Here is a 26,248-nt window from a genome sequence, read left to right on the forward strand (position 1 = left end):
CCGTCAGTTCCCGTGCTGCCGTGAGGGGATCGCATGAGGACCTCGGAGAACGAGACCGCGTACGAGCTGGGGGCGTCCCGCACCCTCTGGGAGCTCATCGAACGGCGCGCCCGGCTCACTCCCGAGGCGCCCGTCCTCATCCAGGCCGCGCCCGACGCCGCCGACGACCGGACCCTGACCTTCGGCGAGCTGCGCGAGCGTGCCGAGCGGGTGGCCGCGGGCCTGTACGCGAGGGGCGTGCGCCCCGGCACCGTGGTCGCCTGGCAGCTGCCCACCCGCATCGAGACCGCCCTGCTCTCCTTCGCGCTCGCCCGCATCGGAGCCGTCCAGTCACCGGTCATCCCCTTCTACCGCGACCGCGAAGTCGGCTTCGCGCTACGGGAGTCGAAGGCGGAGTTCTTCGCCGTGCCGGGCGTGTGGCGCGGCTTCGACCACACCGAGATGGCGCGGCGGCTCGGCGCGCGGGGCGTCTTCGAGGCGTACGCGGACGACGACCTGCCCGACGGCGACCCGTCCACGCTGCCCCCGCCGCCCTCGGACGGCACGTCGGTGCGCTGGATCTACTGGACGTCGGGCACGACGTCCGACCCCAAGGGCGTGCTGCACACGGACCGTTCACTCATCGCGGGCGGCTCGTGCCTCGCGCACGCGCTGCACCTCTCCGCGGACGACATCGGCTCGATGGCGTTCCCCTTCGCGCACATCGCGGGCCCCGACTACACGGTGATGCTGCTCCTGTACGGCTTCCCCGCGGTGATGTTCGAGACCTTCGCGCTGCCCGACGCGCTCGACGGCTACCGGCGGCACGGCGTGACCGTGGCGGGCGGTTCGACCGCGTTCTACTCGATGTTCCTCGCCGAGCAGCGCAAGCTGGCGCCGGGCGAGCGGCTCATCCCGACCCTGCGGCTCCTGGCGGGCGGCGGCGCGCCGAAGCCGCCGGAGATCTATCATGCCGTCGTACGCGAGATGGGCTGCCAACTGACCCACGGGTACGGCATGACCGAGGTGCCGATGATCACCATGGGCGCGCCGGACGACACGGCGGAGAACCTGGCCACGACGGAGGGAAAGCCGCCGGAGGGCATGGAGATCCGGATCACGGACGCCGAGGGCAAGGAGGTGCCGGCCGGGATCGACGGGGACGTGCGGCTGCGCGGGGAGGCGGTCTGCCAGGGCTATCTGGACCCCGAACAGAGCGCGGGGGTCTTCGACGCGGACGGCTTCCTGATCACGGGCGACCTGGGGCACCTGCGGCCGACAGGACACCTGGTCCTGACCGGCCGGGCCAAGGACATCATCATCCGCAAGGGCGAGAACATCTCCGCGAAGGAGATCGAGGATCTGCTGCACCGGCATCCGGCCGTCGGCGACGCGGCGGTGATCGGCCTTCCGGACCCCGAACGGGGCGAGCGGGTCTGCGCGGTGATCGAGCGCCGGCCGGGGGACCACGAGGCCGAGGACCTGACGCTCGACTCCCTGACGGCGTATCTGCGCGGGGAAGGGCTCTCCACGTACAAGCTGCCGGAGCAACTGGAGCTGGTGGAGGCACTCCCCCGCAACGAGACGCTGCGCAAAGTGCTCAAGTACAAGCTGAGGGAGCGGTTCGCGCGCTGAGCGGCGGGTGGCTCAGCGGCGGGTGGCTCAGCGGGTGGCTCACTCAGGGACCGTGAAGTACGCCGAGAACGCCGCGACGATCTCTTCCTCCGTCACACGCCCGTCCCCGTCGGTGTCGAGCGAGCCGCCCGCGGCGCTCGCGACGTCCGCCGGGACGCCGAGGGCCTTGAGCACGCGCTCGACCTCCTGCGGGCTGACCGCGCCGTCGGCGTCGCCGTCCGCGACCGAGATCACGGCGTCCAGGAACGGCCGCGCGATCTCCGCGAACCGGGCCGGGTTGTCCCGCAGCCGCTTGACCGCGCCGCCCACGAACTCCGGCTTGGTGATCCGCTGGTCACCGTCACGGTCGGCGATCCCGGCCATGCCCTGCCAGAAGGCCTCGGCCCCGATGTAGAGGGCCTGCCCCTTCTCGGAGCGTGCCGTGGCGCCGAACTCGCTGAGCAGGGCGGCGGTCGCCGTGCTGAAGTCCTCACGGGAGATGTAGCCGTTGCCGTCCTGATCAAAGCTGGCGAAACGGGCCGCGATCTTACGCTCGTACTCGGCACTGTCCATGGTGTTCGGGCCGCCTCACTTCTGCGGTTGGGTGCGTGTGCACAGGGGGTCCCCTGGGTGTCTCTGGCAGCGAGCGTACGTGTTCGGCGACCGCCCGGAGGCCGGAAGCCGACGCTTGTGCCAAGACCGGGACAAGAGAGGTTGTACCAGGAGCCCACCCTTGGTGATCTTTTGGGTCTCCCTTGACTCCGTGATTCAAACTTCCCGGTTGGCATGCTGTTACGCATGCACACCGGGCCCGGACCCCCGCTCCGGGCCCTTCGTCTTCTTGGGGGAAGCGATCAGTACGTCGAGCAGCACGTCAGAAGTTCTCAGCGCCACGGGAGTCGACCTTTCCTACGGCTCCACTTCCGCCGTCCGTGATGCCCATCTGTCGCTGGCGCGGGGTGAGATCGCGGCGATCACCGGGGCGAGCGGCTCCGGGAAGTCCTCGCTGCTGTACTGCCTCGCCGGTGTGCTGCCGGCCGCGCGCGGTGAGGTGCGGTTCGAGGGGCGGGCGTACGGCGAGCTCGACGACGAGGGCATCAGCGCGTTGCGCCGCGAGCGTTTCGGCTTCGTCTTCCAGTACGGCGAGCTGCTCCCCGAGCTGACCATCGAGGAGAACACCGCGCTGCCGCTGCGTCTGGCCGGACAGCGCAAGCGCCCCGCGCTCAAGGCCGCCGCCGAGGTACTAGACCGGCTGGGGATCGCCGACCTGCGCGAGCGCAGGCCCTCGCAGGTGTCGGGCGGGCAGAGCCAGCGCGTCGCCGTGGCGCGGGCCTTGGTGCACCGGCCCGCGGTCGTCTTCGCCGACGAGCCCACCGGCTCGCTCGACAGCGCCAACGCCGCCACCGTCCTCAAGGAGTTCCTGGGCCTCGCCCGTTCACAGGGGACCTCCGTCCTGCTCGTCACGCACGATCCCACGGTCGCCGCCCAGGCCGACCGCAACTACTCCATGGCCGACGGAGTGCTCACCGCGAAGGGCGCGTCCGCATGAGCGAGTTCCTGCTCGGCCTGCGGCTGCTCTTCGGCTCCGGGCGCGGCACCCGCGTACGTTTCCTGCTGATGACCCTCGGCGGCTCCCTCGGGGTCTGCTGCCTCGCGCTCGTCCTGACGATCCCCTCGATCCTGGGCGCCCACGACGGACGGGCCGCCGACCGCGACCCCCAGGTCTTCGCCGGTCAGCGGTCTGGGCAACCCACCCTCGTCCTGGAGCGCACCGACCCGCACGGCTCGAAGCCGTTCAGCCGCGTCTTCCTCGCCCCCGGCAAGGATGCCGACAGGGTGCAGCCTCCACCCGGGCTGAGCGGACTCCCCGCTGCCGGCGAGGTGTACGTCTCCCCCGCCCTGCACGCTCAGCTCCGCCGCGAGCCCGGCCTGAAGGGGCTGCTCCCCGGTGAGGAGAAGGGCCTGATCGGACCCTCCGGCCTGACCGACCCGAACGAGCTCTACGCCTACGTCGGCACCACGAGGTCCGACCTCGCCGACGACGCACGCGCGTTGAAGAGCTTCGGCTCCGAACACCCGCCCACCACGGCCGTGGAGAAGTCCACCCTCGACATCCTGCGCTTCACCCTCGCCGCCCTCGTGCTGCTGCCCCTCGGCGTCTTCCTCTCCGTCTGCGCCAAGCTGTCCGCCGCCAGCCGCAACCGCCGGCTCGCCGCGCTGCGCCTCCTCGGCCTGAGCGCCAAGGGCACGCAACGCGTGAACGCCGCCGAGACCGTCGTCGCCGCCTTCCTGGGGGCGCTGCTCGGGCTCGGCGAGTTCTGGCTCCTGAACCAGATCATGGCGCGGACCGGGCTACCGGGCCTCAAGTGGTACCCGGCCGACGGCGCGCTCTCCGCGTCCACCGTCGCCGTCTGCCTGATCGGCTGCACCGCGCTCTCCTGGTTCGTGGGCCGGGCGAGCGCCCGCGCGGCGGCCACCAACCCGCTGAGCACCCGGCGCACCGCAGCCCCGCGCGCGCCCCGCGTCTGGGGCGGCCTGCTGCTGGTCACCGGGCTGGGCATCGTCATCGGCTACTGCGCGACCGGCCTCACCGACAACCCCGCGCAGAGCACCGGCATCAACTCCCTTCTGGTTCCCGGTGGCGTCCTCCTCACCGGGCTCGGCCTGGTGCTGGTCATGCCGCTGCTCTCGTACGGCATCGCCACGCGCCTCGCCCGCTCCGGCAACCTCGCCCTGAGCCTGGCCATGCGCCGCAACGAGGTCGAGCCGGGCAGCGCGATGCGCGTGGTCACGGGACTCGTCCTGCTGGTGTTCTCGGCGTCGCTCGCCCAGGGCGTCCTGGTGGAGGAGCAGCAGATCACCCGCTCCGACTCGCCCGTCCAGGAGTACGGCCTGCGGCTCTCGCAGCTCAGCGAGGAGCAGCAGGGGAAATTGCGGAACATCCCCGGGGTACGCGCTGACGCGATCGTGATGGAGCCGCGCACCGACCCGGCCAAGGAGGGCGGCGACTGGCAGGCCCCCGCCCTGGTCGCCACCTGCGCACAGCTCGCGAAGCTGGTGGAGCACTCGGCGGGCTGCGAGGACGGCAAGGTGCTCCGGCTCCAGGACCCGAACGTGTCCGAGTCTCCGCTCAAGGCCTCGACGTACGTGCTGAAGCAGCAGGACGGCAAGCGGACCTCGCTGAAGGTGAAGGTGCCGAGCGCCACCGTCCTGTTCGACGGGTACGAGGTCACCAACCTGCCGAGCCCCGGCCTCCTGGTGCCGCCCTCAGAGCTCCCGGCGCACGCCCTGCCCGCCGCGGCCACGCTGGTCCTCACGAGCGGCTCGGAGCCCGGCACCGTACGCGACGTCCTGGACCACATCGGCGCCGTCGCGCCCACGGCGGACGTCGACCCGGCGGGCATCAACATCGACGGCCTCCAGCAGATCACCGTGATCGAGACGCTGCTCGCGCTCGGCATGGTGATGGGCCTCGTCATCGGTGTCGCGGCGTTCCTGGTCTCCGTCACCGACCGAGCCGTGGAGCGCCGCCCCCAGGTCACGGCGCTCTCCTTGATCGGCGCGCGGGCCCGCACTCTGCGTCTCGTGCAGTGCACGCAGGTCGTCCTGCCGCTGGCCGTGGGCCTGCTGCTCGCCCTCGTCGCGGGGAAGCTGGCGGAGTCCGCCTATCTGGTCACCGGCGGCGGCGAGATCTTCTGGGACGGGGCCGGGGTTCCGCTGCTGGTCGCGGCCATGGCAGGGGTGCTCGTCCTGGCGGTCGTGGGGACGCTGCCGCTGGTGGGGCGGCGCATCGACCCGGAGCTGATCCGGCGGGACTGAGCTCAGGCGGAGAGGGGGATCGCCTCGTCGTCCACCGCTGCCGCGACGTCCGGGAAGACCTCGAAGAGCCTGCGTACGCCGAGGGCCGCGAGGACGCGGTTCACGTGGGAGCCGTCCTCGGCGCCCTTGGCGGGCAGTATCAGGCGCAGTCGGCCCTGGCAGGAGCGGAAGAGGCGGCGGGTGGCGATCAGCACGCCGACGCCGCTGGAATCGCAGAACAGCACGTCGGAGAGGTCGAGGACGAGGCTGTGCCGGCCGTCGGCCACGGCGTCGTGCACCCGCTGGCGCACGACAGGCGAGGTCACGAGGTCCATCTCGCCGGACACCCGCAGGACGGCCCAGCCGTCCTGCTCGTCCACGGCCACCTGCAGCGTCACTCGCACGCCTCTCGCTCGCTGATACCGCTCGCTCGTAGCTCGCCGATGCGGAAGCCTTCCCTACGCTTCCTACGTCGCGGCTGCCCCAGCTCCTCTCCATGAAACACCAGGGCCTCCGCTCCCTATCATCGGAGGCCGGGGGCATGCGTACTTTGCCGCAAAGGGAGTGCGTTGTCCGTGGTGGCGACTACATTCGACAGAGGGTTTCAAGAGAAGAGCAACAAACGGCACGCGCAGAGGGGGTCGCATGGCGAAGGACGCGCCGCGCCGCTGGGACCGCCGCATGCAGCAGCGGCTGGCGCACGGGGAGGCGGCCGCGCTCGGCGAGTTGTACGACCACTTCGCCTCGCTCGTGCACGGCCTCGCCCACCGCGTGCTCGGTGACGAGGACGCCGCCGACCGCATAACCCGCGAGGTCTTCGCCCACATCTGGGAGAACCCCGACGCGTACGACCCGAAGCAGGGCCCCCTGCGCTCCTGGGTCGCCACGCTCACCCACCAGCGGGCCGTCCGGCGGCTGCGCCAGACCGAGTCCGCCGCCCTGGCCCGCGGCGGCGAAGGAACCGCGGAGGACCTGGAGCGCAAGGTCCGCCGCGCCTCGGCCGCCGCCCGCGCGGACTACATCGTCACGGCCATGCCCGCCCCGCTGCGTGCCGCCCTGGAGCTCGCCTACTTCCAGCGGCGCGACTACCGCCAGACGGCGGCCGACCTCGGCGTGACGGAGGACGAGGCGCGCCGCCGCCTCCGTCTCGGCCTCCAGCTGCTCTCCACCGCGAACGACGCGGCGGGCCCCGCGGAGCCGCACCCCGCGCCAGGGGCCCGGCCCGGGTACGGGAGAGCGCTGTGAAGGGGCCCGGCCGGCAGGACCCCTTCGAGGAACCGGACCTCCCGGAGAACGGCGGCGGTGCGGGCGGGCCCAGCGGTCCCGGTGGCGCGGACAGTCCCGGTGACGGGAACTCCCGCCGGCCGCCCCGCATACCGCTGCCCCGCGCCTCCATAGAGGACACGGGCCACCCGCTGCCCGACCCTCCGCTCGCCCTCGACCACCGGGTCCTGAAGTCCCTGCTCGGGGCCTGGGCGCTCGCCGCCTGCTCGGTCGACGAAGCCCTCGCCGTCGAGGTGCACCTGGGGCACTGCGGCCCCTGCGCGGAGGAGGCGCTGCGGCTGCGCGACGCGGTGGGGCTGCTGCACCAGGAGGAGAGCCTCGATCTCGACCCGGGCCTGCGCAACCGCGTCATCGAGAACTGCCTCGGGCGGCGCCCGCCCCGTATCCCGGTCCCCGAGTGGGCCATTCCGTACGACGCCGAGACCGCCCGGCTCGACGCGCTCCTGAGGGACATCGGTGATTCGGAGTGGCACGCTCCGGTGCGTCTGCGGTGGTTCGACGAGGACCATCCGGTCAGCCGCAAGACGACGGTGGCCGGGGTGATCGCGCACCTCCTCGCCGTCGACGGCCTGGTCGCGCTTGCCCTCGGCCTCGACGACCCGCTCGGCAGGGACGCGCCACCGCAGTCCGACCCGGGCCACCGCACCGAGTCGTACTGGCGCGCCTCGTACTTCCCGCCCACGCGCGCGGTGCGCGGGCCCTGGCGCGAGCAGTCCCACGAGCTGATCCGCACGGTGTCCTTCACGGCGGGCGGCCCGCACGGCTCAGGCTCCGGCGGCCTCACCGTCCCCTACAGCGCCCCGGACGAGCAGGGCCGCCGCGTCGAACTGCCGCTGCGGGACTCCATGCTGGACCGCGCCTTCGAGTGCTGGATCCACGCCGGTGACATCGCGGAGGCGGTCGACTATCCGTACGAGCCGCCGTCGCCGCGCCATCTGCACCGCATGATCGACCTCGCCGCCCGGCTGCTCCCCGGCACGCTCGCCGAGCGCCGCCGCTCGGGACTCGCGGCCCCGGCGCACGGCCTGGTGGCGGCGGGCGCCCCGGGCCGCAGCCTGCGCCTGGAGGTCGAGGGCATGGGCGGCGGAGAATGGTTCATCCCGCTCGACTCCCCCGGCGCAAGCGCGTCGGCGGACCGTGAGGTGGCCCATGTCGCGCTGGACGGCGTCGAGTTCTGCCGCCTGGCCGCGGGCCACGTGTCTCCGGAGGAGGCGGCTGCGGGTCAGGTCGGGGACCGCCAGGCGATCAGGGACGTGCTGTTCGCGGCGGCGTCACTGAGCCGGATGTGAGTCCCGCGCAGGGCCCGTAAGCAGTGACCGCGGCGGTCAGGCGAAGACGACCGTGCGGTGACCGTTGAGCAGGATCCTGCGCTCGGCGTGCCACTTCACGGCGCGCGCGAGCGCCTGGCACTCCACGTCCCGGCCGATCGCGACCAGCTGGTCCGGCGTGACGCCGTGGCCGACGCGCTCGACCTCCTGCTCGATGATCGGGCCCTCGTCGAGGTCCGCCGTCACATAGTGCGCGGTCGCGCCGATCAGCTTCACACCGCGCGCGTGCGCCTGGTGGTACGGCTTCGCGCCCTTGAAGCTCGGCAGGAAGGAGTGGTGGATGTTGATGATCCGGCCGCTGAGCTGCTTGCAGAAGTCGTCCGAGAGGACCTGCATGTAGCGGGCCAGGACGACGAGCTCCACGTTCTCCGCGCGCACGAGCTCCAGGATCTGCGCCTCGGCCTGCGCCTTGTTGTCCTTCGTCACCGGGACGTGGTGGAAGGGGATGTCGTACGAGGCGGCGAGCTCGGCGAAGTCCGTGTGGTTCGAGACGACCGCGGCGATCTCGACCGGCAGCGCGCCGATGCGCGAGCGGAAGAGGAGGTCGTTCAGGCAGTGCCCGAACTTCGACACGAGCAGGACGACGCGCATCTTGTCGTCGGCGCGGTGCACCTGCCAGTCCATGTGGAAGGAGTCACCGATCGCGGCGAAGCTCGCCCGCAGCTTCTCGACCGTCACCGGCGGCTCCGCCGAGAAGTGGACGCGCATGAAGAAGAGCCCGGTGTCGTGGTCACCGAACTGCTGGCTGTCCTCGATGTTGCAGCCGGTCATGAAGAGATAACTCGACACGGCGTGCACGATGCCCTGCTTGTCCGGGCAGGAGAGGGTGAGGGCGTACTGCTCAGCGGGGGCGGGGACCTTCTCGTTCATGCGCCCAAGGTTCCCACAATCGCGGCACCCCACGGGACCACGGTCCAAGCCCCGGACGGGAGAAAGGTTCGTGCCCGGGGCGGGGAAGTGGTCAGCTCGCGGGGCGGGGAAGTGGTCAGCTCGCCGAGCGGGTCAGGATGCGCAGGACCTCGAGCGTCCGGGGAGCCTCGTCGGGGTCCTCGCCGTCGCTCACGGCGAGCCGCACATGGGCCTCGCGCGCGGCGCGGACCGCATCCGGCCATCCCGGGTGGTCGAGATAGGCGGACACCAGCGCGTCCGGCCCCACCTCGTGCATGATCCGCAGGACCCGCAGCACCGCGGTGTCGACCAGGGCCGCCTCCTCCGCGTCACGGAAGATCGTCCCGACGTACTTCTCGGCGGACCAGTTGTCGAGCCACGTGTCCTCGACCAGGCGGTACACGGCGTCGGTCACGTCCCCGTACTCCTCGCGCCCGGCGAGCCAGCACTCACGCTGGAACCCCGGGTCGGAGAGCATGTGAAGAGCCGAGCGCACGTTGCTGCGCCAGCGCCACCATGGCATGTCGTTCGTTGGCATGCCGCCCATGGTGCTTGAGCGACGGCCACGACGGGAAGAGTTCTCCGAACCTTGCACGGTCATCGATCGTACGTTCCCCCTCGACGCAGCCGAATCGGCCCCTGTCATTCACCTTCTTGTCACCATGCGTTGAGAGCGCGTCACTCCATGGTTGGCACTGCGGCGGAATCGTGCATGACCATGCCCGTCTCGCGACGCACCTTGCTCCCCCGCCCCTCCAAGACCGCACTGCTCACCGCGGCCGCCCTGGTGGCGGCGGGTGCGTCCTTGACCACCGCGTGCGGGGTCGTCCCTGGTTCCACGGGGGGATCCAGGGAAGACCCCGTGACCGTCATGACCTGGGCCCCCGAGAAGACCAAGGCCACGAACAAGCCCGGCATCCCCGCGATGGCGCAGGCCTACGCGCGCTGGGTCAACGCGAACGGCGGCCTCGACGGCCGCGAGCTCAAGGTCATCACCTGCAACGACCACAACGACCCGGTGGGCGCCGCCGACTGCGCCCGCAAGGCGGTCGACGAGGAGGTCGCCGCCGTCGTCGGCTCCTACAGCCAGCACGGCCGCTCCTTCCTCTCCCCGCTCGAAGTCGCCGGCATCCCCTACATCGGCGGGTACGGCGTCACCGACGAGGAGTTCAGCAGCCCCCTGTCGTACCCCGTCAACGGCGGCGAACCGGCGCTCATGGCGGGCAACGGCCGTCAGCTCGCTGGCCGCTGCGAGCGCGTCTCCCTCGTACGCCCCGACACGATCGCCGGCGACGACCTCCCCGGACTCCTGGACGCGGGCCTCGCCGAGGGCCGCCACAAGCCCGCCGCCGACATACGGGCGCCCGAGGACGGCACGGACTTCACCGCGCAGGCCGAGCAGGCGCTGGAGCGGGCGGGCACGGGTGGCTGTGTGACGGCGGCGCTCGGCGAGCGCACGGACACCTTCTACGACTCCTACCGGCGCACCGAGGACGCGTACCCGACCGCGAAGATGTCCTCCGTGCTCGGCAGCGTCGACCAGTCCCTCGTCGACCGCACGGGCGGCGGCAACGGACCGTACGAGGGCGCCTACCTCACCGGCTGGTATCCGGCGGCCAGTGATCCCCGCTGGGACGCCATGCGTGAGGTCATCCGCGAGCAGGCGTTCGGCGACAACCGGGTCGACCCGACGGACGCGGGCGTGCAGACGACGTGGATCGCCTACACCGTCCTGAAGCGGACCGTCGAGTCGCTCGACGGCGGCGAGGTCTCGTCGCGGACCCTGCGGCGGGCCCTCGACGAGGGGCTCAAGGTGCAGACGGGCGGGCTCACGCCCACCCTGAGCTGGCGCTTCAAGGACATGCTCGCGGCCAGCGACTTCCCTCGCCTGGTCAACGCCGACGTCACGTTCCAGATGGTGCGCGACGGCCGCCTCGTGCCGGCGCGCAAGGGCTTCGTGAACGTCTCGAAGACGCTGGAGCAGGTCACGTGACCCGCTAGAGCTGTGACTTGTCGCGCGTGGTGAGCCCGTACTGCTTGGCGATGGCGTTCCACAGCCCGGCCGCTTCCTGCTTGGCCGTGGTCGCCTCGCCGCTCGACTTGTTCGCGGCGACCGCCTGCGGCGTGGTGCGGGCGTGGCCCTTCTTGCAGCCCTTCTTGCCCGCGACCTGGCCCGCCCAGGCGGCGTAGTGGTTGTCGGCCGCGGCGGACGCCTTCCACGCCTTGGTGAGGGAGGCCGTCAGCTGGGCGTTGGCCGGGAGCTTGTCCACGGAGAGCTGCGAGAGGCGGGTGACCAGGCCGTTGCGCTGCTTGGCCGCGTTGCGCAGATCCGTGGCCGACTGGGCGAGGTCGGTGCACTTTCCGACGTTGCGTACGGCGCCGATCACCGAGTCGCGGCTGTTGTTGCTGTCGGCCAGGAGCTTGTCCAGGGCGACGGCCTGCTCCTTGGCGGGGTCCACGGAGGGCGAGGGTTTGTCGTCGGCGGGCGCGGACTCGGAGACGGTCTGCGGGCTGTCCTTCTCCTCGTCGCCGCCACCGCCGCTGAGGAGGGCGCCCGCTCCGACGCCGACCAGCGCGATGACGACTCCTACGGCCGCGAAGAGCGGCACCTTCGAGCCGGTGCGGCCTCCGCCGCGGGACGCGGGGGCCGCGGCGGCGGCGCGGCGTGCGGCCCGTCCCCCGCCGTCTCCGCCGCCCTGGCCCGCGGGCTGCGGCGGCTCGAAGCGGGGCATCTGCTGGGTGGACGCGGGGCCTTCGTCCTCCCCCGCCTCGGTGCGGAAGAGGCTGTCGAACTCGGCGGGCGGCTGCCGGTCGCCCGGGGCGCCGGGCCGTATCCCGAAGGGTGCCTTGCCGGGCTCGGCGGGCACGGGGGCGATGAACTGCGTGGGCTCGTTGTCGGAACCGGCCGCCGGGGGCATCGGCGTACGCCCCAAGAACTGCGTGGCCTCCCCCGCGGGCGCCTCGGGCGGCAGGGCGCCGGGGGCGACGGGGGGTATGTACTGGGTGGCCCCTTCATCGACGCCTGCGCCTGCGGCGGGCGTGGCGGGTATGTACTGCGTCGCGTCGGCGTCCCCCGCACCACCGGCGGCAAGCGGCGCGAGACCGCCGGCGACGGGAGGCAGGGGGGCGCTCGCCTGCGCGGCGGGCGGAAGGGGGCTCGCCTGCGCGGCGGGCGGAAGGGGGCTCGCCTGCGCGGCGGGCGGAAGGGGGCTCGCCTGCGCGGCGGGCGGCAGCTGACTCGCCTGCGCGGCGGGCGAAAACGCCCCGGCTCCTCCGGCCTGCCCGGCCTGCCCGGCCGGGGGAAGCGGCTGGCCCGATTGCCCGGGGTACGAGGAGTTGGCCGCCCGCCCGAGGTACGAGGCATCGGGCTGACCGGGGTAGGAAGCGTCGGCGGGCTGACCGGGGTAGGAGGAGACGTCGGCGGGCTGCCCGGCGTGGGCGCCACCGGCCGCCTGTCTCGCGTGCGTGCCACCCTGCGACTGGGCCGCGTGCTGACCGCCCTGCGGCTGGCCTGCGTGCTGGCCACCCTGGGACTGACCTGCGTGCTGGCCGCCCTGCGACTGCCCTGCGTGCTGGCCACCCTGCGGGGGACCCGCGTGCTGACCGCCCGGCGTGGGGCTCACGTGCTGGCCGCCCTGGGGCTGGCCCCCGTACTGACCGCCCTGCGACTGCCCGGCGTGCTGACCGCCCTGCGGCTGGCCCGCATGCTGGCCGCCCTGGGACTGACCCGCATGCTGGCCGCCGTGGGACTGGCCCGCGTGCTGACCGCCCTGAAGCTGCCCCGCGTTCTGCTCACCCTGCGGCTGACCCGCGTGCTGGCCACTCGAAGCGTGGCTCACGTGCTGGCCACCCTGCGGCTGCCCTGCGTACTGGCCGCCCTGGTGCTGGCCCGCGTGCTGGCCGCCCTGCGGCTGACCCCCGTGCTGCCCACCCTGAGCGTGCCCCGCGTACTGCCCACCCTGAGCGTGCCCCGCGTTCTGGCCGCCCTGGGGCTGCCCCGCGTACTGCCCGCCCTGAGCCTGACCCCCATACGCTGCGCCCGCGCCCTGTGCCGACCCGTAAGAAGCGTCCTGCGGCTGGCCCCCGTAAGGGCCGCCCTGAGCCTGGCCGCCGTACGGCCCGCCCTGCGCCTCGCCGCCGTACGGCCCGCCCTGCTGCTGACCCCCGTACGTACCGCCCTGCTGCTGGCCCCCGTACGCGCCGCCCCCGCCCCCGTACGAAGCCTCCTGGCCGTACGTCTGGTGCTGGGGGGAGTTCCAGGGGTGGCCCGTGCCGGGGGGTGGGTCCGTCGGGGCCGGGCCCCAGGGCTGGCCCCAGGGGCTGCCGCCCGCGGGGGCCACGTGGTCGCCGGTGGTGCCGGGCATCAGGGGCTCGCTTCCGTCGGCAGGCAGCACGATGCCTTCGTGCGCGTGCCGGTCCGCGGAATGCGGATCGGAGGAAGCGGCACCCTGCCCGCTCTGCTGCGTCACCGGGACTCCTACGAATGGGGGACCTACGGAACCGTCGGCTCACGCTACCGGGTCGCCACAGCCGTCTGCCACGCAGCTCAAACCTCCGCGGCCGCATCAATCGCGGAAGTAACAAAAGCTCTCCGCGAAACGCTGATTACGTCACCAGGGAGTTTCGGACGCGCACGGGAGTTGCCGTTCACGGTGCGGAAAGGGCTGGGACGGGCCGCGTTCACCGGAGCGCGACACACGTCACAAACCCTTCACGCACCCGTTCCCGCACTCCCTCACGCCGCCTGGATGTCCATCCGCGCCCCGAACTCCCGTACCACCGGCTCCTCGCGGTAAGGATCGAGCCGCTGCTGGAAGTCCTCCAGATACTCGGCACCGCGGTTCGACCGCAGCGTGCCGAGCAGTTCGACCGCCTTCAGACCCGTGTGGCACGCCTGCTCGATGTCCCGCCGCTGCACCTGCGCCGTGGCGAGCAGGACCAGGCCGATCGCCCGCCGCCGCGCCCGTGTCTCCGGATGCCCCGCGAGGGACTCCTCGGCACTGCGCGCCGCCGCGTCCGCCTGCCCCAAGTCACGGTGGCAGTGCGCCAGTTCGTCGGCGAGATAGGCGTGGTCGAAGTGCCTGATCCACACCGGGTCGTCGCCCGATTCCGCATCCCCGGACGCCCGGTCCATCGCCTCGACCGCACGGCCCGCGACGGCCTGCGTCGAGCGCCCGTCGCCGAGCAGCGCGTGTCCCCTGGCCTCGGCGGCGTAGAACATGGCCTCCGCGCGCGGGGTGACCCGCCCGCGCGTCCCCTCCTGGGCCGCCCGCGCCAACTGCGCGATCTCCCGCGGGTTCCCGAGCTGGGCCGCGAGGTGGCTCATGGACGCGGCCAGTACGTAGCCGCCGTATCCGCGGTCGCCCGCCGCCTGAGCGAGGCGCAGCGCCTGGATGTAGTAGCGCTGGGCCAGGCCCGGTTGGCCCGTGTCCACCGCCATGTACCCGGCGAGTTCCGTCAACCGCGCGACGGCGGCGAACAGTTCGCGCCCCACCGCCTCGCGGTACGAACCGGCGAGCAGTCCCGACACCACGCTGTTCAGGTAGTGCACGACCACCGGCCGCACATGCCCGCTGCCGTACTGGTGGTCGAGTTGCGTCAGCGCCTCCGTCATGGCCTTCACGGCCGCCACGTCGGAGAGCCCGACCCGCGGCCCCGCCATCCGGCCGACCTGCGCGTCCGGCGACGAGATCAGCCAGTCGCGGCTCGGCTCGACGAGTGCGGAAGCGGCGACGGACGAGCCGGACAGGAAGTCCCGCCGCCCCACGTCGCTGCGCCACAGCTCGCAGACCTGTTCGATGGCGCCGAGCACGGTGGGCGAGAACTGCAGGCCGACGCCGGAGGCGAGGTTTTTGCCGTTCGCCATGCCGATCTCGTCGATCGTGACGGTCCTGCCGAGCTTGCGGCCGAGCGCCTCCGCGATGATGCCGGGCGCCCTGCCACGCGGCTGCTGACCGCGCAGCCACCGGGCGACCGACGTCTTGTCGTAGCGCAGATCGAGACCGTGCTCCGCGCCGCACATGTTGACCCGGCGGGCCAGGCCCGCGTTCGAGCAGCCCGCTTCCTGAATGAGTGCCTGCAGCCTTTCGTTGGGCTGCCGCGCGACGAGCGGCCTTGCGGCCATGGCGTACCCCCTGATGTGCACCGTGGTTCATCTGGACGGAGGGACCGGATTCGGCCACCCCAGATGATCAATGCCCTTGGGACAAACGGAAGATGCACCACAAACGGACCATAAGTCGGTAACTGGGCTTCTTCGGAGTGCCCCAGCCTTGGCTACCCGCACATGGAACCCATTCCCCATGCGCGCCCCCGCCCGTGCACCCATGCGCCCCACATGCAGGATCGATGCTCCGCCCCCGCGCACGCGACAGCCGTAACCGTAGGTGGCGGGCGGAGTTGAGAAGTCCGTGGAAGAGACCATGGGAGTCACGTCAGCCGCGCACATCCCGAAGCAGCGCGGAGAATCCTTGCTGGACACGGCCGTGCGATACGCGGAAGAGCGCCACTGGGACGTGTTCCCCGGGACGTGGCTCGAGTCCGTCGAGGGGGCCGAGATCTGCTCGTGCGGTGACGCCGCGTGCACGGCGCCCGGTTCGCACCCGGCGCGCGAGGACTGGGCGACACAGGCGACGGGCAGCGCGACCGTCGCCAGGCGGCTCTGGAACAAGCAGCCGAAGTCGTCGATCCTGCTGCCGACGGGCCGTACGTTCGACGCCATCGACGTGCCCGAGACGGCCGGGTTCCTCGCCCTCGCCCGCATGGAGCGGATGGAACTGACGCTCGGCCCGGTGACCTGTACGCCCGACCGCCGCATGCAGTTCTTCGTCCTCCCCGGCGCCACCGCCAAGGTCCCTGACCTGGTACGCAAGCTGGGCTGGCCGCCCGCCGCGATCGATTTGGTCTCGCTCGGCGAAGGGGCGTACGTCGCCGCGCCGCCGACCCGCTTCGGCGCGACCGGCGCCGTGCAGTGGGCCTGCCGCCCCACCGCCGCCAACCGCTGGCTCCCCGACGCGGAGGAGATCATCTCGCCGCTCGCCTACGCGTGCGGGCGCGAGGCACGGCGGTAGCGGAGTCCTGAATCTCAGCCCGTCCGGCGTGTGAGGACGAACTCGGCGAAGCCGGTGATGACGGTGCCCGCGACGTATCGTGCACAGTCAAAGGCGGCGACGACAAAGGGCGGCGGGCATCGTGACCGAGGCAGAACCGGCGGCGGCACCCGTACCCGCGGCGGTACGGGTGCAAGGACTCTGGAAGGCCTTCGGCCAGCAACTCGCCGTCGCCGGGATCGACCTCACCCTCCCCGCGGGCAAGTTCATCGGCCTCGTCGGCCCGAACGGCGCGGGCAAGACCACCACCCTCTCGATGGTGACCGGACTCCTGCGCCCCGACCGGGGCACGGTCGAAGTCGTCGGCCACGACGTATGGTCCGACCCCGTCCAGGTCAAGGCCCGCATCGGCGTCCTCCCCGAAGGACTGCGGCTCTTCGAACGCCTCTCGGGACGCGAACTCCTCGCGTACACCGGACGCCTGCGCGGGCTCCCCGGCGACGAGGTCGACAAGAGAGCCACCCAGCTCCTGGACGTACTGGACCTCGCCGGCGCCCAGCACAAACTCGTCGTCGACTACTCGACCGGCATGCGCAAGAAGATCGGCCTCGCCGCGGCCCTGCTCCACAACCCCGAGGTCCTCTTCCTCGACGAACCCTTCGAAGGCGTCGACCCGGTCTCCGCGCAGACCATCCGCGGCGTCCTGGAGCGCTACACCGCCTCCGGCGCCACCGTCGTCTTCTCCTCGCACGTCATGGAACTCGTCGAATCCCTCTGCGACTGGGTCGCCGTGATGGCCGCGGGCCGCATCCGCGCCCAGGGCACCCTCGCCGAGGTGCGCGGCACGTCCCCCTCACTCCAGCAGGCGTTCCTCGAACTGGTCGGCGCGGGCGGCCGCGACACCGGATCCCACCTCGACTGGCTGGGCGGCGGCACCCGATGAGCACGCCCCCCTTGGCCGCGGCCGCCCCCTCCATCACCCCGGTCTTCGTACGCCTGAAGCTGTCCCTCCTGCGCAACGGCCTGCACCAGTCCACCGGCCGCCGCGCCGCCTACATCGCGTCCGTCGCCGCCGCGCTCCTCGTCGCCGCCCTCCAGCTCATCGGCCTGATCGCCCTGCGCGGCAACGAACACGCCGCCACCGTCTCCGTCCTGCTCACCGCCGTGCTCGCGCTCGGCTGGGCGGTGATGCCGCTGTTCTTCCCCAGCGGCGACGAGACCCTCGACCCCACCCGCCTGGTGATGCTGCCGCTGCGCCCCCGCCCGCTGGTCCGCGCGCTCCTCGTCGCCTCACTGGTCGGCATCGGCCCGCTCTTCACCCTGTGCCTCGCCCTCGGCTCGGTCATCGCACTCGCCCACGGCGCCACGGCCGCCGTCACCGGCGTCCTCGCCATCGCCCTCACCCTGCTCATCTGCGTGGCCCTCGCGCGCACCGTCGCCGCCGCCAACATCCGCCTCCTTACCAGCCGCAAAGGACGCGATCTGGCCGTCCTGAGCGGTCTGCTCATCGCGGTCGGCGCCCAGGTCGTCAACTTCGGTGCACAGCGCCTCGGTTCGTCGGGGCTCTCGCAGCTCGACCCGGCGGCGGACGTCGTCCGCTGGATTCCGCCCGCGTCGGCGATCGGCGCCGTCGACTCCGTGAGCGAGGGCTCGTACGCCATCGGGGCCGCCCAACTCGCCCTGAGCGCCGCGGCCCTCGCCGGCCTCCTCGCCCTCTGGCAACGCAGCCTCACCCACCTCATGACCACGCCCGACGGCTCCACCCTCACCGCGGCGGAACCCACCAAGGCACGCGCGGCACACGGCCTGGGACGCCTGCTCCCCGGCGGCCGCACCGGCACGGTCATGGAACGCAGCCTGCGCTACGTGTGGCGCGATCCCAAGACGAAGGCCGCCTGGGTGACCTCCCTGGCCATCGGCCTCATCGTGCCGCTCTTCAACGCCCTGCAGGGCACCGGCTCCATCTACTTCGCGTGCTTCGCGGCCGGAATGCTCGGCGTCCTGATGTACAACCAGTTCGGCCAGGACACCTCGGCGTTCTGGATGGTCGCCATGACGATCTCCTCGACGCACGACGCGTACATCGAGATCCGCGCCCGCGCCCTGGCCCTCCTCGCCATCACCCTCCCGTACGCGACGCTGGTGACGGTCATCACGGCCGCCGTGCTCGGCGACTGGACCGGCCTCGCGGAGGGCCTCGGCCTCTCCTTCGCGCTGCTCGGCGCGATGCTGGCGACGGGCGCCTGGTCGTCGGCGCGCTTCCCCTACTCGATCCCGCAGGAGGGCTACAAGAACGTCGCCCCCGGTCAGGCGGGCCTGGCCTGGATCTCCATCTTCGGCGGCATGGTCGCCGCGGCCCTGCTCTGCGCCCCGGTGCTCGCCGGCACGATCTGGCTGCACGTCGCGGGTGAGAGCTCCTGGTCCTGGGTCCTGCTGCCGCTGGGCGGCGCCTACGGGGCCCTGATCACCTACTGCGGACTGCGGCTCGCGGCACCGAGGGTGGCGAGGCGGCTGCCGGAGATCCTCACGGCGGTCAGCAAGGGCTGAGGGGCGGCATCGCGGGGTGTCGGGACGCAGACGACCCGCGAGCCGTGGTCCCCGCCGTACGAGACGGCGGGAAGCCGGCCGGACTCACCGGCGGCTCGCGGGTCGGGTGACTGCTTGGGATTGGGCCGGTCGCACGCACATCACACGTGCTGGTCCGGCGCCGAAATCGAGTTGCGACGACGGGCCACTAGCCCGCAGTCACCTCACGCGTCCGGTTTCCATACATCTGCCGAACCACCTCCCTTCGTGTGTACGTGCCACCCTAGGAACGGCCCCGTCCGTCGCACAAGCGATTTATTCAGGGCTTTGCACAGGGCTTTGGGGGCAACGATTTCGTCCGACTTCTGGGAAGTGGCTGTGGGCTGCGTCACGTTCGAGTTCAATGATCTGACGTGCGGTATACGCGGAACTCGCAGAACATGCAGCTCATGAGGACACGGCCTGCAGGGGGTGCCAGGTGAGTGCTTCCCGGCGTAGTGGGACCACCGACGAGTTGGGGCCCGAAGAGCCTGAGCCCGGTGGGGCCGAATTGCTCGCGGCATTGCTGGACGGCATGGACGCCGCCCTGTGCGCGTTCGATGCCGATGGGGTGGTGACGCACTGGAATCGTGAGGCCGAGCGGATTCTCGGGTGGTCGGCGGCGGAGGCCGTCGGGCGGCAGGGGTTCGCGGGGTGGGCGGTGCGGACCGCCGACGCCGAGGAGGTCGAGGACCGGCTGATGTCGGCCATGGAGGCGCATGGGCGGCAGGTGCACGAGTTCGCGCTGCTCACGAAGGACGGCGGGCGGGTGCTCGTGCGGACGCAGTCCGCGGCCGTGCGGGGCGGGGACGGGAAGCCCGCGGGGGTGTACTGCGCGTTCAGCGAGGTGCATGCGCAGATCGACCTGGAGCGTTCCATCGCGCTGAGCGAGGCGCTGTTCGAGAACGCCTCGTGGGGGGTGGTGCTCGTCGACGCCGATCTGCGTCCCGCCGTGGCGAACGAACATGCCGCGCGGTCCTTGGGGATGGGGCGTACGGCGTTGCTGGGGCGGCCGCTCGGGGAGTTGCTCGGGCAGGGTGTGGAGGAGCTGGAGAGCGCGCTGAGTCATGTGCTCGCCGAGGGGGCGCCGCCCGCGCCCGCCGAGATGTGGGTGTCGGTGCGGGCCACGGAGAGCGGTGAGCCGGAGCGGCGTTGCTGGCGCAGCGGCTTTCTGCGTCTCGCGTCGCCGCTCACGGAGGAGCCGGTGCCGTTGGGGGTCGCCTGGCTCTTCCTCGATGTGACGGAGGCCAAGCAGACCGAGCAGGAGGCGGCGCAACTCCGTTTCCGTTCGCAGCAGTTGCATCGGGCGGCGCGGGCCGCGGGTGAGTGCGAGGATCCGATGGAGGCGGCGACGGTCCAGCTGGACTTCGCCCTTGCCGGGTTCGCCGACCATGCGTTGATCGATCTGGTGGCGGGGGCGGGAGATGCGGGGGGTGAGGAGCCGGTACGGCTGATTCGCGTCGCCGCCACTCCTGCCGGTGCTCCGGGGCCGTGCCTGCCGGTGGCCAAGGCGGGTCTTCCGGTGCGGTATCTGGAGGGCCACCCGGCCCCGCAGTGCGTGGACCGGGTGGGTTCCGTTCGGGCCAGCGCGGGCACCGCGACGCCGGAGCGTGCACGGGAGTGGGCGGCGGTCAGGCAGTGGCCCCAGGACACGGTGCATGCGTTGTGCGCGGTGCTGCGGAGCCGGGGGCGGACGTTGGGGGTGGTGACGTTCTTGCGGGGCGCGAGTCGCACTCAGTTCGAGCGGGCGGACGCGACGTATGCGGAGAGTGTCTCTGCGAGGGTTGCGGCCTCGCTTGACCTGGCCCAGGTTCTGGGCGGTTGACGGGTTCCCCCTGCCGGGGGGCGAGTCCCGCTGGGGGTGCGTGAGGCCGTTGCCGTCTGGCCGCCGGTGGTGGGTGTTCGGAGTCGCCGCTTCGCGGCGGATTTTTCCCGCCCACCCACCCGAGCACCCCGCGGTACATCGAGTGGGTGACCATCCGCTGCCGGGTGAACGGGTGGGCGGGTGGGGAAATCCGCCGCGAAGCGGCGGTCCAGAGCCCGCCCGGCAGCCGGGCCCCGGCGCCCAACGAACCCGCCCAGCGCAACCGCCCCGCCGGCTAAGCCGCGTGCAGCGCCAATGTCGGGGAGAGGCGTGCCGCCCGTACCGCTGGGTAGAGGCCCGCCACCGTGCCGATGGCCAGCGTTGCGCCGAAGCCGCCTGTCACCGCCCAGAGGGGGATCACCCAGGGGAGGCCGCCGGACACCGCGTACGCGGCCGTCGCCGCCGCGCCGAGGGCGATTCCCGCGAGGCCGCCGAGGCCCGACAGGAGGAGGGACTCCGTCACGAACTGGATGCGGATCTGCCCCTTCGTCGCGCCCATGGAACGGCGCAGGCCGATCTCGTAACGGCGTTCCAGAACCGAGATGATCATGGTGTTGGCCACGCCGACTCCGCCCACCAGCAACGCGATCCCGCCGAGGCCGAGCAGCAGTGTGGAGAAGGCGCCTTCCGTCGCCGCCTTCGCCTGTAGGGCCGAAGAGGGGTCCGTCACCTGGACGTTGCGCGGGTTCTCCGGGTCGATCGACGCGGCGAGCAGCTTGCGTACGTCGTGCACGGAGGCGTCGGTCGACCGTTCGTACACCGAGGTGGGGCGGCCGTCGAAGCCGAGCTCGCTCTTGGCGGCCGCCCAGCCGACGAGCGCCGAGCGTTCCACGTCGGGCGAGAGCGGCAGCGGGTCGAGGATGCCGACGACCGTGAAGTAGCGGTCGCCCAGCCAGACTTGCTGGCCGGGCCGCGTGATGCCGAGGCGGTCCGCCGCGACATGGCCGAGGACGATGGAGGGGTAGCGGCTGTTGGCGGCGTTGAACCACGTGCCGTGCCCCATCTCCCCCCGCAGTACCTTCAGCAGGCCCTCGGTGGCCGCCTTGACGGAGATGCCGCCGGTCTCGTCCTCGGGGATCTTCTCGCTGCGCCGCACGCTGTGGTCGAGGTCGCCGGTCGCGCCGACGTCCTGGACGCCCTCGATACGGGAGACCCGCCCGGCCGCGTCGCGCGGGAGCACCACCTTCTCGCCGGAGAACATGGGCTCCCCGGGGGCGGCCACCAGCATGTTCGTGCCCAACGCGTCCAGTTCCCGCATGAGTTGGGCCTTGCTGGAGGAGGAGACGCCGACCACCGCGATCATCGTGGCGATCCCGATGGCGATGCCGAGCGCGGAGAGCACGACCCGCACGGGGCGGCTGCGCAGGCCCGCGGAGCCGACGTGCAGGACGTCGCGCGGCCCGAGCCGCGCCGCCTTCAGGCGGGTGTTCCTCACCCGCAGCCGGGCGTTCTTCACTCGTTTCGTACGGGTCATCCCGCGCGCACCCCCTCGCGGGCCGCGGCGCGGACGTCCGCCACCACCTGCCCGTCGCGGATGCGCACCTGCCGTGGCAGCCGGTCGGCGATCTCCGTGTCGTGGGTGATGACGGCGATGGTGGCGCCCTCCGCGTTGAGGTCGTGCAGGAGTTCCATCACCGCCTCGCCGGACGCGGAGTCCAACGCCCCCGTCGGCTCGTCCGCGAGGAGCAGGTCCGGTGCACCGACCACCGCACGCGCGATGGCGACGCGTTGCTTCTGGCCGCCGGAGAGTTCGTGCGGGCGGTGTCTCATGCGGTCCGCGAGGCCGACGCGGTCGAGGGCGTCGGCGGCCCGCGCGCGGCGCTCCCCGCGCGAGAGGCCCGAGTACAGGAGCCCCTCCGCCACGTTGTCGCGCGCGCTGATCCCCGGCACCAGGTGGAACGCCTGGAACACGAAGCCGATGTGCCGTGCGCGCAGGGCGGACAGGCTGCGGTCGGCGAGCGTGGCGACGTCGTGTCCGGCGATGGCCACGGAGCCCTCCGAGGGGCGGTCCAGGGTGCCGATGATGTGCAGCAGGGTCGACTTGCCGGAGCCGGAGGGGCCGACGATGGCGAGGAGTTCGCCCTCCTCCACCGTGAGGTCCACGCCGCGCAGGGCGGCGACCCCGCCCGGGTACATCTTGGTGACCCCGGCCAACTCCACGACGGCGCTCATATCTTGGGCACCCCGACCTTCGTGCCGGCCTTGAGTCCGCCGCCGGTGACCTCGACGCGTCCCTGGCCGAACATGCCGAGTTCGACCTTCACCTGGCGGGCGCGGCCGTTCTCGACGACCTGGACGCCGTAGCCGCCGCCGGGCAGCGCGAGGAGGGCGTTGACGGGGACGGAGAGGACGTTCTCGCGGGTCTCACCGGTGAGGTTGACGGTGACCGGGGACTGGTCGAAGCCGTCGACCTTGCCAGGGTCGTCGAAGGAGACCGTGACCGGGATCTTGGGGGTCTTGTCGGCCGGGTCGTCGCCCGGTTTGGCGGTCTTGCCGACGGAGGTGACCTCGCCCTTGGCGGTCGTGCCGTCCGGCAGGTCCACGGTGACCTTGGTGCCCGCCTTGGCGAGCTTCCCCTCGGCGACGTCGAGCTGGAAACGTACGACTCGCTCGGCGCTCGTGGTGCCGAGCACCGGTTTGCCGGGCGCGACCTGGTCGCCGACGGCCGTCTCGGTGGACTTCACGCGGACGCTGCCGGGCGAGAAGGCGATCTGGTCGGGGCCGACGCGGCCCGTCTGCTTGTGGTCGTGTGCCTTCTGCCACTGCTTGACGGCGGCGGCGGTGCCGTCGGTGTACGCGTCGTCGACGGTGAGCCAGGCGCCGTACCCGAGCGCCTGGAGGTTCTCCTCGAGCTGGCGTACGTCGTTGCCCTCGTCGCCGCTCTTCAGCGTGCGGTACATGGGTTCGGTGCCGTACATGAGGCGCACCGGGTCGCCGTTGACCTCGTACAGGCGTCCGTCGCGCTTGATCGTCGAGCCGCTGCCCGTGGACCAGGTGAGGGTGCCGGTGGTGCCGGCGTTGACCTTGCGTTCCTTGGCGTAGCCGAGGGTGCCGTCGGCCTGGGTGCCGCTGCTGAGGTCGCCGCGTTCGACGGGGGCGGTGGCGGGCGGGAGTCCGGCGTCCTGGTGCGTGGCCCCGTCCTTGCCGTTGTCGGCGAGGGCGGTGACGGCGACGCCGCCGCCGGTGATCGCGAGGAGGGCGACGACGGTGGCGACGACGGCGGTGCGGCGCCTCACGCGACGATGTCCTTGCACGCCTTGGCGGCCTTCTCCATCTTCTTCGCCTCGGCGCCCTTGGGGATCTTCTGGGCTTCCATGGCGCCGCCCTCGAACTTCGGGTCGGGCATGTTGAAGCCGTTCTTGCGCATGCACTGGGCGTACTTGAGCATCTTGTCCTTGTCGGCCTGCGTGGGGCCGCTGCCGGACATGCCGCCGCCCTTGCCCGTGTTGCAGGCCTTCATGGCGGCCTCCATCTTCTCCTTGCTCATGTCGCCGCCGATGGTGATGCCGCGGGTGTCCTCGCCGGACTTGGGCTCGCTCACCTTGAGGCCGTGCTTGCGCAGGCACTCGCGCTCCTTGAAGGCGGCGTCGGCCTGCTTGCCCTTGCCGCCGTCGGCCTTGTCCTGGCTGCCGCTGCCGCTGTCGCCGCCGGATGAGCAGGCTCCGGTGAGCAGGGCGAGGGTGGCGATGCCCGTGGCGATGGCTGCCCCGCGCGTACGGGTCCTACGGGTCCTGAGAGTCCTACGAGTGCTCATGGCTTCCCCTTCACTTCCCACGTCTGCACTTCTCACGTCTCGCTGTCGCGTGACGCGGTCAGGCTGGCGGGAAGGGGGGTTTCGTTTCTCTCAACGGAGACGCTTACACCGACGAAAGGTGCACTTCAGGTACACAGGGCCGCATGCGCGTACTGCTGGTGGAGGACGAGGAATTCCTGGCCGAGATGATCGCCGTCGGGCTGCGCCGTGACGCGCTCGCGGTCGATGTCGCGGCCGACGGCCTGACGGCGCTGCGCAAACTCCAGCTGGGTGAGTACGACGTCGTGGTCCTGGACCGGGACCTGCCGGGGCTGCACGGCGACGAGGTGTGCCGCAGGGTGGTGGGGCAGCGGCTGCTCACGCGGGTCCTGATGCTGACGGCGTCGGCCACGGTCCGGGACCGGGTGGCGGGCCTCGGTCTGGGCGCGGACGACTACCTGACGAAGCCTTTCGCGTACGACGAACTCCTCGCCCGCGTTCTGGCCCTGGGCCGCCGCACGCGCCCCGCGCTCCCGCCGGTGATCGAACGGGCGGGCCTGGTCCTGGACACCGCGCGCCGGCAGGCGAGCCGGGACGGCCGGCACCTGGCGCTCTCCCGCAAGGAGTTCGCGGTCCTGGAGGCGCTGCTGCGGGCGGAGGGCGCGGTGGTCAGCGGCGAGGACCTGATCGAACAGGTCTGGGAGGAAGACACCAGCTACCGCACGAACGCGGTCCGCGTAACCCTCTCCAAACTCCGTACCAAACTGGGCGACCCCCCGGTAGTGGAAACAATCCCGGGCGCGGGCTACCGCATCGCGGGCTGGTCGGCGTGAGGGGGCGGGGCGAGGGCTCCGGCCGGAGTTTTTGTGTTGGGCGGGGCTGGGGGGCTCGTGGTGTGTGGCTCAGTGGTGAGCGGGGGCGGTTGACCGCGCTTTATGGCGGCATGCTTTTGCTGGCGGGGGCCTTGCTCACCGGGCTTGTCTACTTCTTGGTGCAGCAGGGGCTGTACTCCTCGATCAGCGCCGCCGTCACCACGGCCGTCCCCCGCAAGGTCGACCCGCCCTGGGTGCTGCCCACCCCGGCCACGTCCGCCATGCCGGCCCAGCGGGTCCCGTCCGACGCCGCCTCGACCCTCGACCTCACGCAAGGCCTCGCCGTCACGAAGATCAGTGACGTCGCCGAACAGGCGGCCCTGAACAGGCTGCTCACCGTGTCGGTGATCGTGCTGTTCGTCTACGCGGCGCTCTCCATCTTTCTCGCCTGGTGGATGGCGGGCCGCGTCCTGCGCCCGGTCGGCGTGATCACCGGCACCGCGCGGCGCCTGTCGGGCGAGAACCTGCACGAGCGGATCGCCCTCGACGCGCCGCCCGGCGAGCTGAAACAGCTGGCCGACACCTTCGACGAGATGCTCGGGCGGATAGAGCAGCTGGTCAGCGCGCAGCAGCGGTTCGCCGCCAATGCCGCGCACGAACTGCGGACCCCGCTCGCCGTCCAGCGGGCGGCCGCCGAGATCGGGCTCGCGGGTGAGCCCGACGCGGGGCAGGTGGCCCGCATCCGTACGAAGCTCATCTCCGTCGCCGACGACAGCGAACACCTGATCGAGGGGCTGCTGCTCCTCGCCACCTCGGAGCGGGGCCTCGAACTGCGGGAGCCCGTGGCCCTCGACGTCATCGCCGACGCGGTGACGGAAGGGCTCGCGGATCGGGCCGCCGAGCGGGACGTCACGCTGTCCCTGTACGCCGAGCCTCTCACCGTGACGGGCGACGGGGTGCTCCTCGACCGTCTCGTGCACAACCTGGTGGCGAACGCCGTGGACTACAACGTCAAGGGCGGCCGGGTCGAGGTGCGCACGGGCGGGGACGGCATCGAGGTCACCAACACGGGCCCGGTCGTCCCGCCGGACACCGTCCCGCACCTCTTCGAGCCCTTCCGGCGCCTTCGGGAACGTACGCACGCGCGTGGCGAGGGTGCGGGCCTCGGGCTGTCCATCGTGGCCGCGATCGCCCGCGCACACGGCGCCGAGGCGACCGCCGAGGCGAACGGGGAAGGGGGAGGGCTCTGCGTACGGGTGCGCTTCCCCCGCGGGGCTCACGGGGCTCGCGGGGCCCACGGGGCCCACGGGGCCCACAGGCCTCCACAGGGGTGA

At 72.0% G+C, this 26,248-nt stretch carries 23 protein-coding genes; 13 read left to right on the top strand and 10 right to left on the bottom strand.

The features are described 5' to 3' along the window. The first annotated feature begins 33 nt into the window (after positions 1-33). Positions 34-1,614, top strand: coding sequence for an AMP-binding protein (locus AB0M70_RS20625; RefSeq protein WP_365821404.1), 1,581 nt, complete (start codon positions 34-36; stop codon positions 1,612-1,614). Positions 1,615-1,653: 39 nt separating this feature from the next. On the opposite strand, the gene AB0M70_RS20630 is transcribed toward AB0M70_RS20625, so the two are convergent. Further along, complete coding sequence (locus tag AB0M70_RS20630) at positions 1,654-2,166, bottom strand: EF-hand domain-containing protein (protein WP_365821405.1); 513 nt, start codon at positions 2,164-2,166, stop codon at positions 1,654-1,656. A 268-nt stretch (positions 2,167-2,434) separates the two neighbouring features. Between AB0M70_RS20630 and AB0M70_RS20635 the strand changes: the two genes are divergently transcribed. Next, the gene (locus tag AB0M70_RS20635; protein WP_365821406.1) at positions 2,435-3,142 is read left to right on the top strand and encodes an ABC transporter ATP-binding protein; all 708 of its coding nucleotides are present in this window, start codon (positions 2,435-2,437) and stop codon (positions 3,140-3,142) included. Then, on the top strand, positions 3,139-5,412 hold the full coding sequence (locus AB0M70_RS20640) for an ABC transporter permease (RefSeq protein ID WP_365821407.1): 2,274 nt from the start codon (positions 3,139-3,141) through the stop codon (positions 5,410-5,412). The genes AB0M70_RS20635 and AB0M70_RS20640 overlap by 4 nt, the downstream gene beginning before the upstream one ends. Before the next feature lie 2 nt (positions 5,413-5,414). Here the strand turns inward: AB0M70_RS20640 and AB0M70_RS20645 are convergent, their stop codons facing one another. Further along, positions 5,415-5,789 (bottom strand): STAS domain-containing protein, encoded by a 375-nt coding sequence (locus AB0M70_RS20645; protein ID WP_361832242.1) that lies wholly within the window; start codon positions 5,787-5,789, stop codon positions 5,415-5,417. A 247-nt stretch (positions 5,790-6,036) separates the two neighbouring features. On the opposite strand from AB0M70_RS20645, the gene AB0M70_RS20650 reads away from it, so the two are divergent. Together AB0M70_RS20650 and AB0M70_RS20655 are read left to right on the top strand one after the other, a co-directional pair. Then, positions 6,037-6,636 (top strand): sigma-70 family RNA polymerase sigma factor, encoded by a 600-nt coding sequence (locus AB0M70_RS20650; protein WP_365821408.1) that lies wholly within the window; start codon positions 6,037-6,039, stop codon positions 6,634-6,636. After that, positions 6,633-7,964 carry an MDMPI N domain containing protein gene (locus AB0M70_RS20655; protein ID WP_365821409.1) on the top strand — a complete coding sequence of 444 codons (1,332 nt, stop codon included), beginning with the start codon at positions 6,633-6,635 and terminating at the stop codon, positions 7,962-7,964. The genes AB0M70_RS20650 and AB0M70_RS20655 overlap by 4 nt, the downstream gene beginning before the upstream one ends. Positions 7,965-8,000: 36 nt before the next feature. Here the strand turns inward: AB0M70_RS20655 and purU are convergent, their stop codons facing one another. Next, positions 8,001-8,873: a formyltetrahydrofolate deformylase gene (gene purU / locus AB0M70_RS20660; protein ID WP_365821410.1), complete on the bottom strand. Its 873-nt coding sequence runs from the start codon at positions 8,871-8,873 to the stop codon at positions 8,001-8,003. 115 nt (positions 8,874-8,988) lie between these two features. Then, a complete protein-coding gene (locus tag AB0M70_RS20665) occupies positions 8,989-9,492 on the bottom strand; it encodes a hypothetical protein (RefSeq protein ID WP_365821411.1) in 504 nt (167 codons plus the stop codon). A 111-nt stretch (positions 9,493-9,603) separates the two neighbouring features. Here AB0M70_RS20665 and AB0M70_RS20670 point away from each other — a divergent pair, with 111 nt between their 5' ends. Beyond that, a complete protein-coding gene (locus tag AB0M70_RS20670) occupies positions 9,604-10,884 on the top strand; it encodes an ABC transporter substrate-binding protein (protein WP_365821412.1) in 1,281 nt (426 codons plus the stop codon). Between the two features lie 4 nt (positions 10,885-10,888). On the opposite strand, the gene AB0M70_RS20675 is transcribed toward AB0M70_RS20670, so the two are convergent. After that, entirely contained in the window at positions 10,889-12,514 is a 1,626-nt protein-coding gene (locus AB0M70_RS20675; protein ID WP_365821413.1) for a hypothetical protein, read from the bottom strand. Between AB0M70_RS20675 and AB0M70_RS20680 the strand changes: the two genes are divergently transcribed. Continuing rightward, positions 12,515-13,687, top strand: coding sequence for a hypothetical protein (locus tag AB0M70_RS20680; RefSeq protein WP_365821414.1), 1,173 nt, complete (start codon positions 12,515-12,517; stop codon positions 13,685-13,687). Here the strand turns inward: AB0M70_RS20680 and AB0M70_RS20685 are convergent. Further along, positions 13,627-15,015, bottom strand: a complete 1,389-nt coding sequence (locus AB0M70_RS20685) for a transcriptional regulator (protein WP_365821415.1) — start codon at positions 15,013-15,015, stop codon at positions 13,627-13,629. The two genes, AB0M70_RS20680 and AB0M70_RS20685, sit on opposite strands and share 61 nt — an antisense overlap. A gap of 298 nt (positions 15,016-15,313) precedes the next feature. On the opposite strand from AB0M70_RS20685, the gene AB0M70_RS20690 reads away from it, so the two are divergent. The 4 genes from AB0M70_RS20690 (at position 15,314) to AB0M70_RS20705 (ending at position 20,330) form a co-directional block, all read left to right on the top strand. Further along, positions 15,314-15,961, top strand: a complete 648-nt coding sequence (locus AB0M70_RS20690) for a bifunctional DNA primase/polymerase (protein ID WP_365821416.1) — start codon at positions 15,314-15,316, stop codon at positions 15,959-15,961. Positions 15,962-16,082: 121 nt separating this feature from the next. Continuing rightward, positions 16,083-16,883 carry an ABC transporter ATP-binding protein gene (locus AB0M70_RS20695; RefSeq protein ID WP_365821417.1) on the top strand — a complete coding sequence of 267 codons (801 nt, stop codon included), beginning with the start codon at positions 16,083-16,085 and terminating at the stop codon, positions 16,881-16,883. Beyond that, complete coding sequence (locus tag AB0M70_RS20700) at positions 16,880-18,487, top strand: transporter (protein ID WP_365821418.1); 1,608 nt, start codon at positions 16,880-16,882, stop codon at positions 18,485-18,487. Before AB0M70_RS20695 ends, AB0M70_RS20700 begins: the two co-directional genes overlap by 4 nt. Before the next feature lie 457 nt (positions 18,488-18,944). After that, complete coding sequence (locus AB0M70_RS20705) at positions 18,945-20,330, top strand: PAS domain-containing protein (protein ID WP_365821419.1); 1,386 nt, start codon at positions 18,945-18,947, stop codon at positions 20,328-20,330. A gap of 274 nt (positions 20,331-20,604) precedes the next feature. Here the strand turns inward: AB0M70_RS20705 and AB0M70_RS20710 are convergent, their stop codons facing one another. Genes AB0M70_RS20710 through AB0M70_RS20725 form a run of 4 tightly spaced genes read right to left on the bottom strand, consistent with a single transcriptional unit; the run spans position 20,605 to position 24,123 of the window. Beyond that, on the bottom strand, positions 20,605-21,843 hold the full coding sequence (locus tag AB0M70_RS20710) for an ABC transporter permease (RefSeq protein WP_365821420.1): 1,239 nt from the start codon (positions 21,841-21,843) through the stop codon (positions 20,605-20,607). Continuing rightward, positions 21,840-22,541, bottom strand: coding sequence for an ABC transporter ATP-binding protein (locus tag AB0M70_RS20715; RefSeq protein WP_365821421.1), 702 nt, complete (start codon positions 22,539-22,541; stop codon positions 21,840-21,842). The genes AB0M70_RS20710 and AB0M70_RS20715 overlap by 4 nt, the downstream gene beginning before the upstream one ends. Then, positions 22,538-23,605 (bottom strand): peptidoglycan-binding protein, encoded by a 1,068-nt coding sequence (locus AB0M70_RS20720; RefSeq protein ID WP_365821422.1) that lies wholly within the window; start codon positions 23,603-23,605, stop codon positions 22,538-22,540. Before AB0M70_RS20720 ends, AB0M70_RS20715 begins: the two co-directional genes overlap by 4 nt. Next, positions 23,602-24,123 carry a hypothetical protein gene (locus AB0M70_RS20725; protein ID WP_365821423.1) on the bottom strand — a complete coding sequence of 174 codons (522 nt, stop codon included), beginning with the start codon at positions 24,121-24,123 and terminating at the stop codon, positions 23,602-23,604. Before AB0M70_RS20725 ends, AB0M70_RS20720 begins: the two co-directional genes overlap by 4 nt. Positions 24,124-24,266: 143 nt before the next feature. Here AB0M70_RS20725 and AB0M70_RS20730 point away from each other — a divergent pair, with 143 nt between their 5' ends. Together AB0M70_RS20730 and AB0M70_RS20735 are read left to right on the top strand one after the other, a co-directional pair. After that, entirely contained in the window at positions 24,267-24,935 is a 669-nt protein-coding gene (locus AB0M70_RS20730) for a response regulator transcription factor (protein ID WP_363211881.1), read from the top strand. A 110-nt stretch (positions 24,936-25,045) separates the two neighbouring features. Beyond that, entirely contained in the window at positions 25,046-26,248 is a 1,203-nt protein-coding gene (locus tag AB0M70_RS20735; RefSeq protein ID WP_365821424.1) for an ATP-binding protein, read from the top strand.

It is taken from the genome of Streptomyces sp. NPDC051214 (assembly GCF_040682375.1).
Classification (GTDB): Bacteria; Actinomycetota; Actinomycetes; order Streptomycetales; family Streptomycetaceae; genus Streptomyces.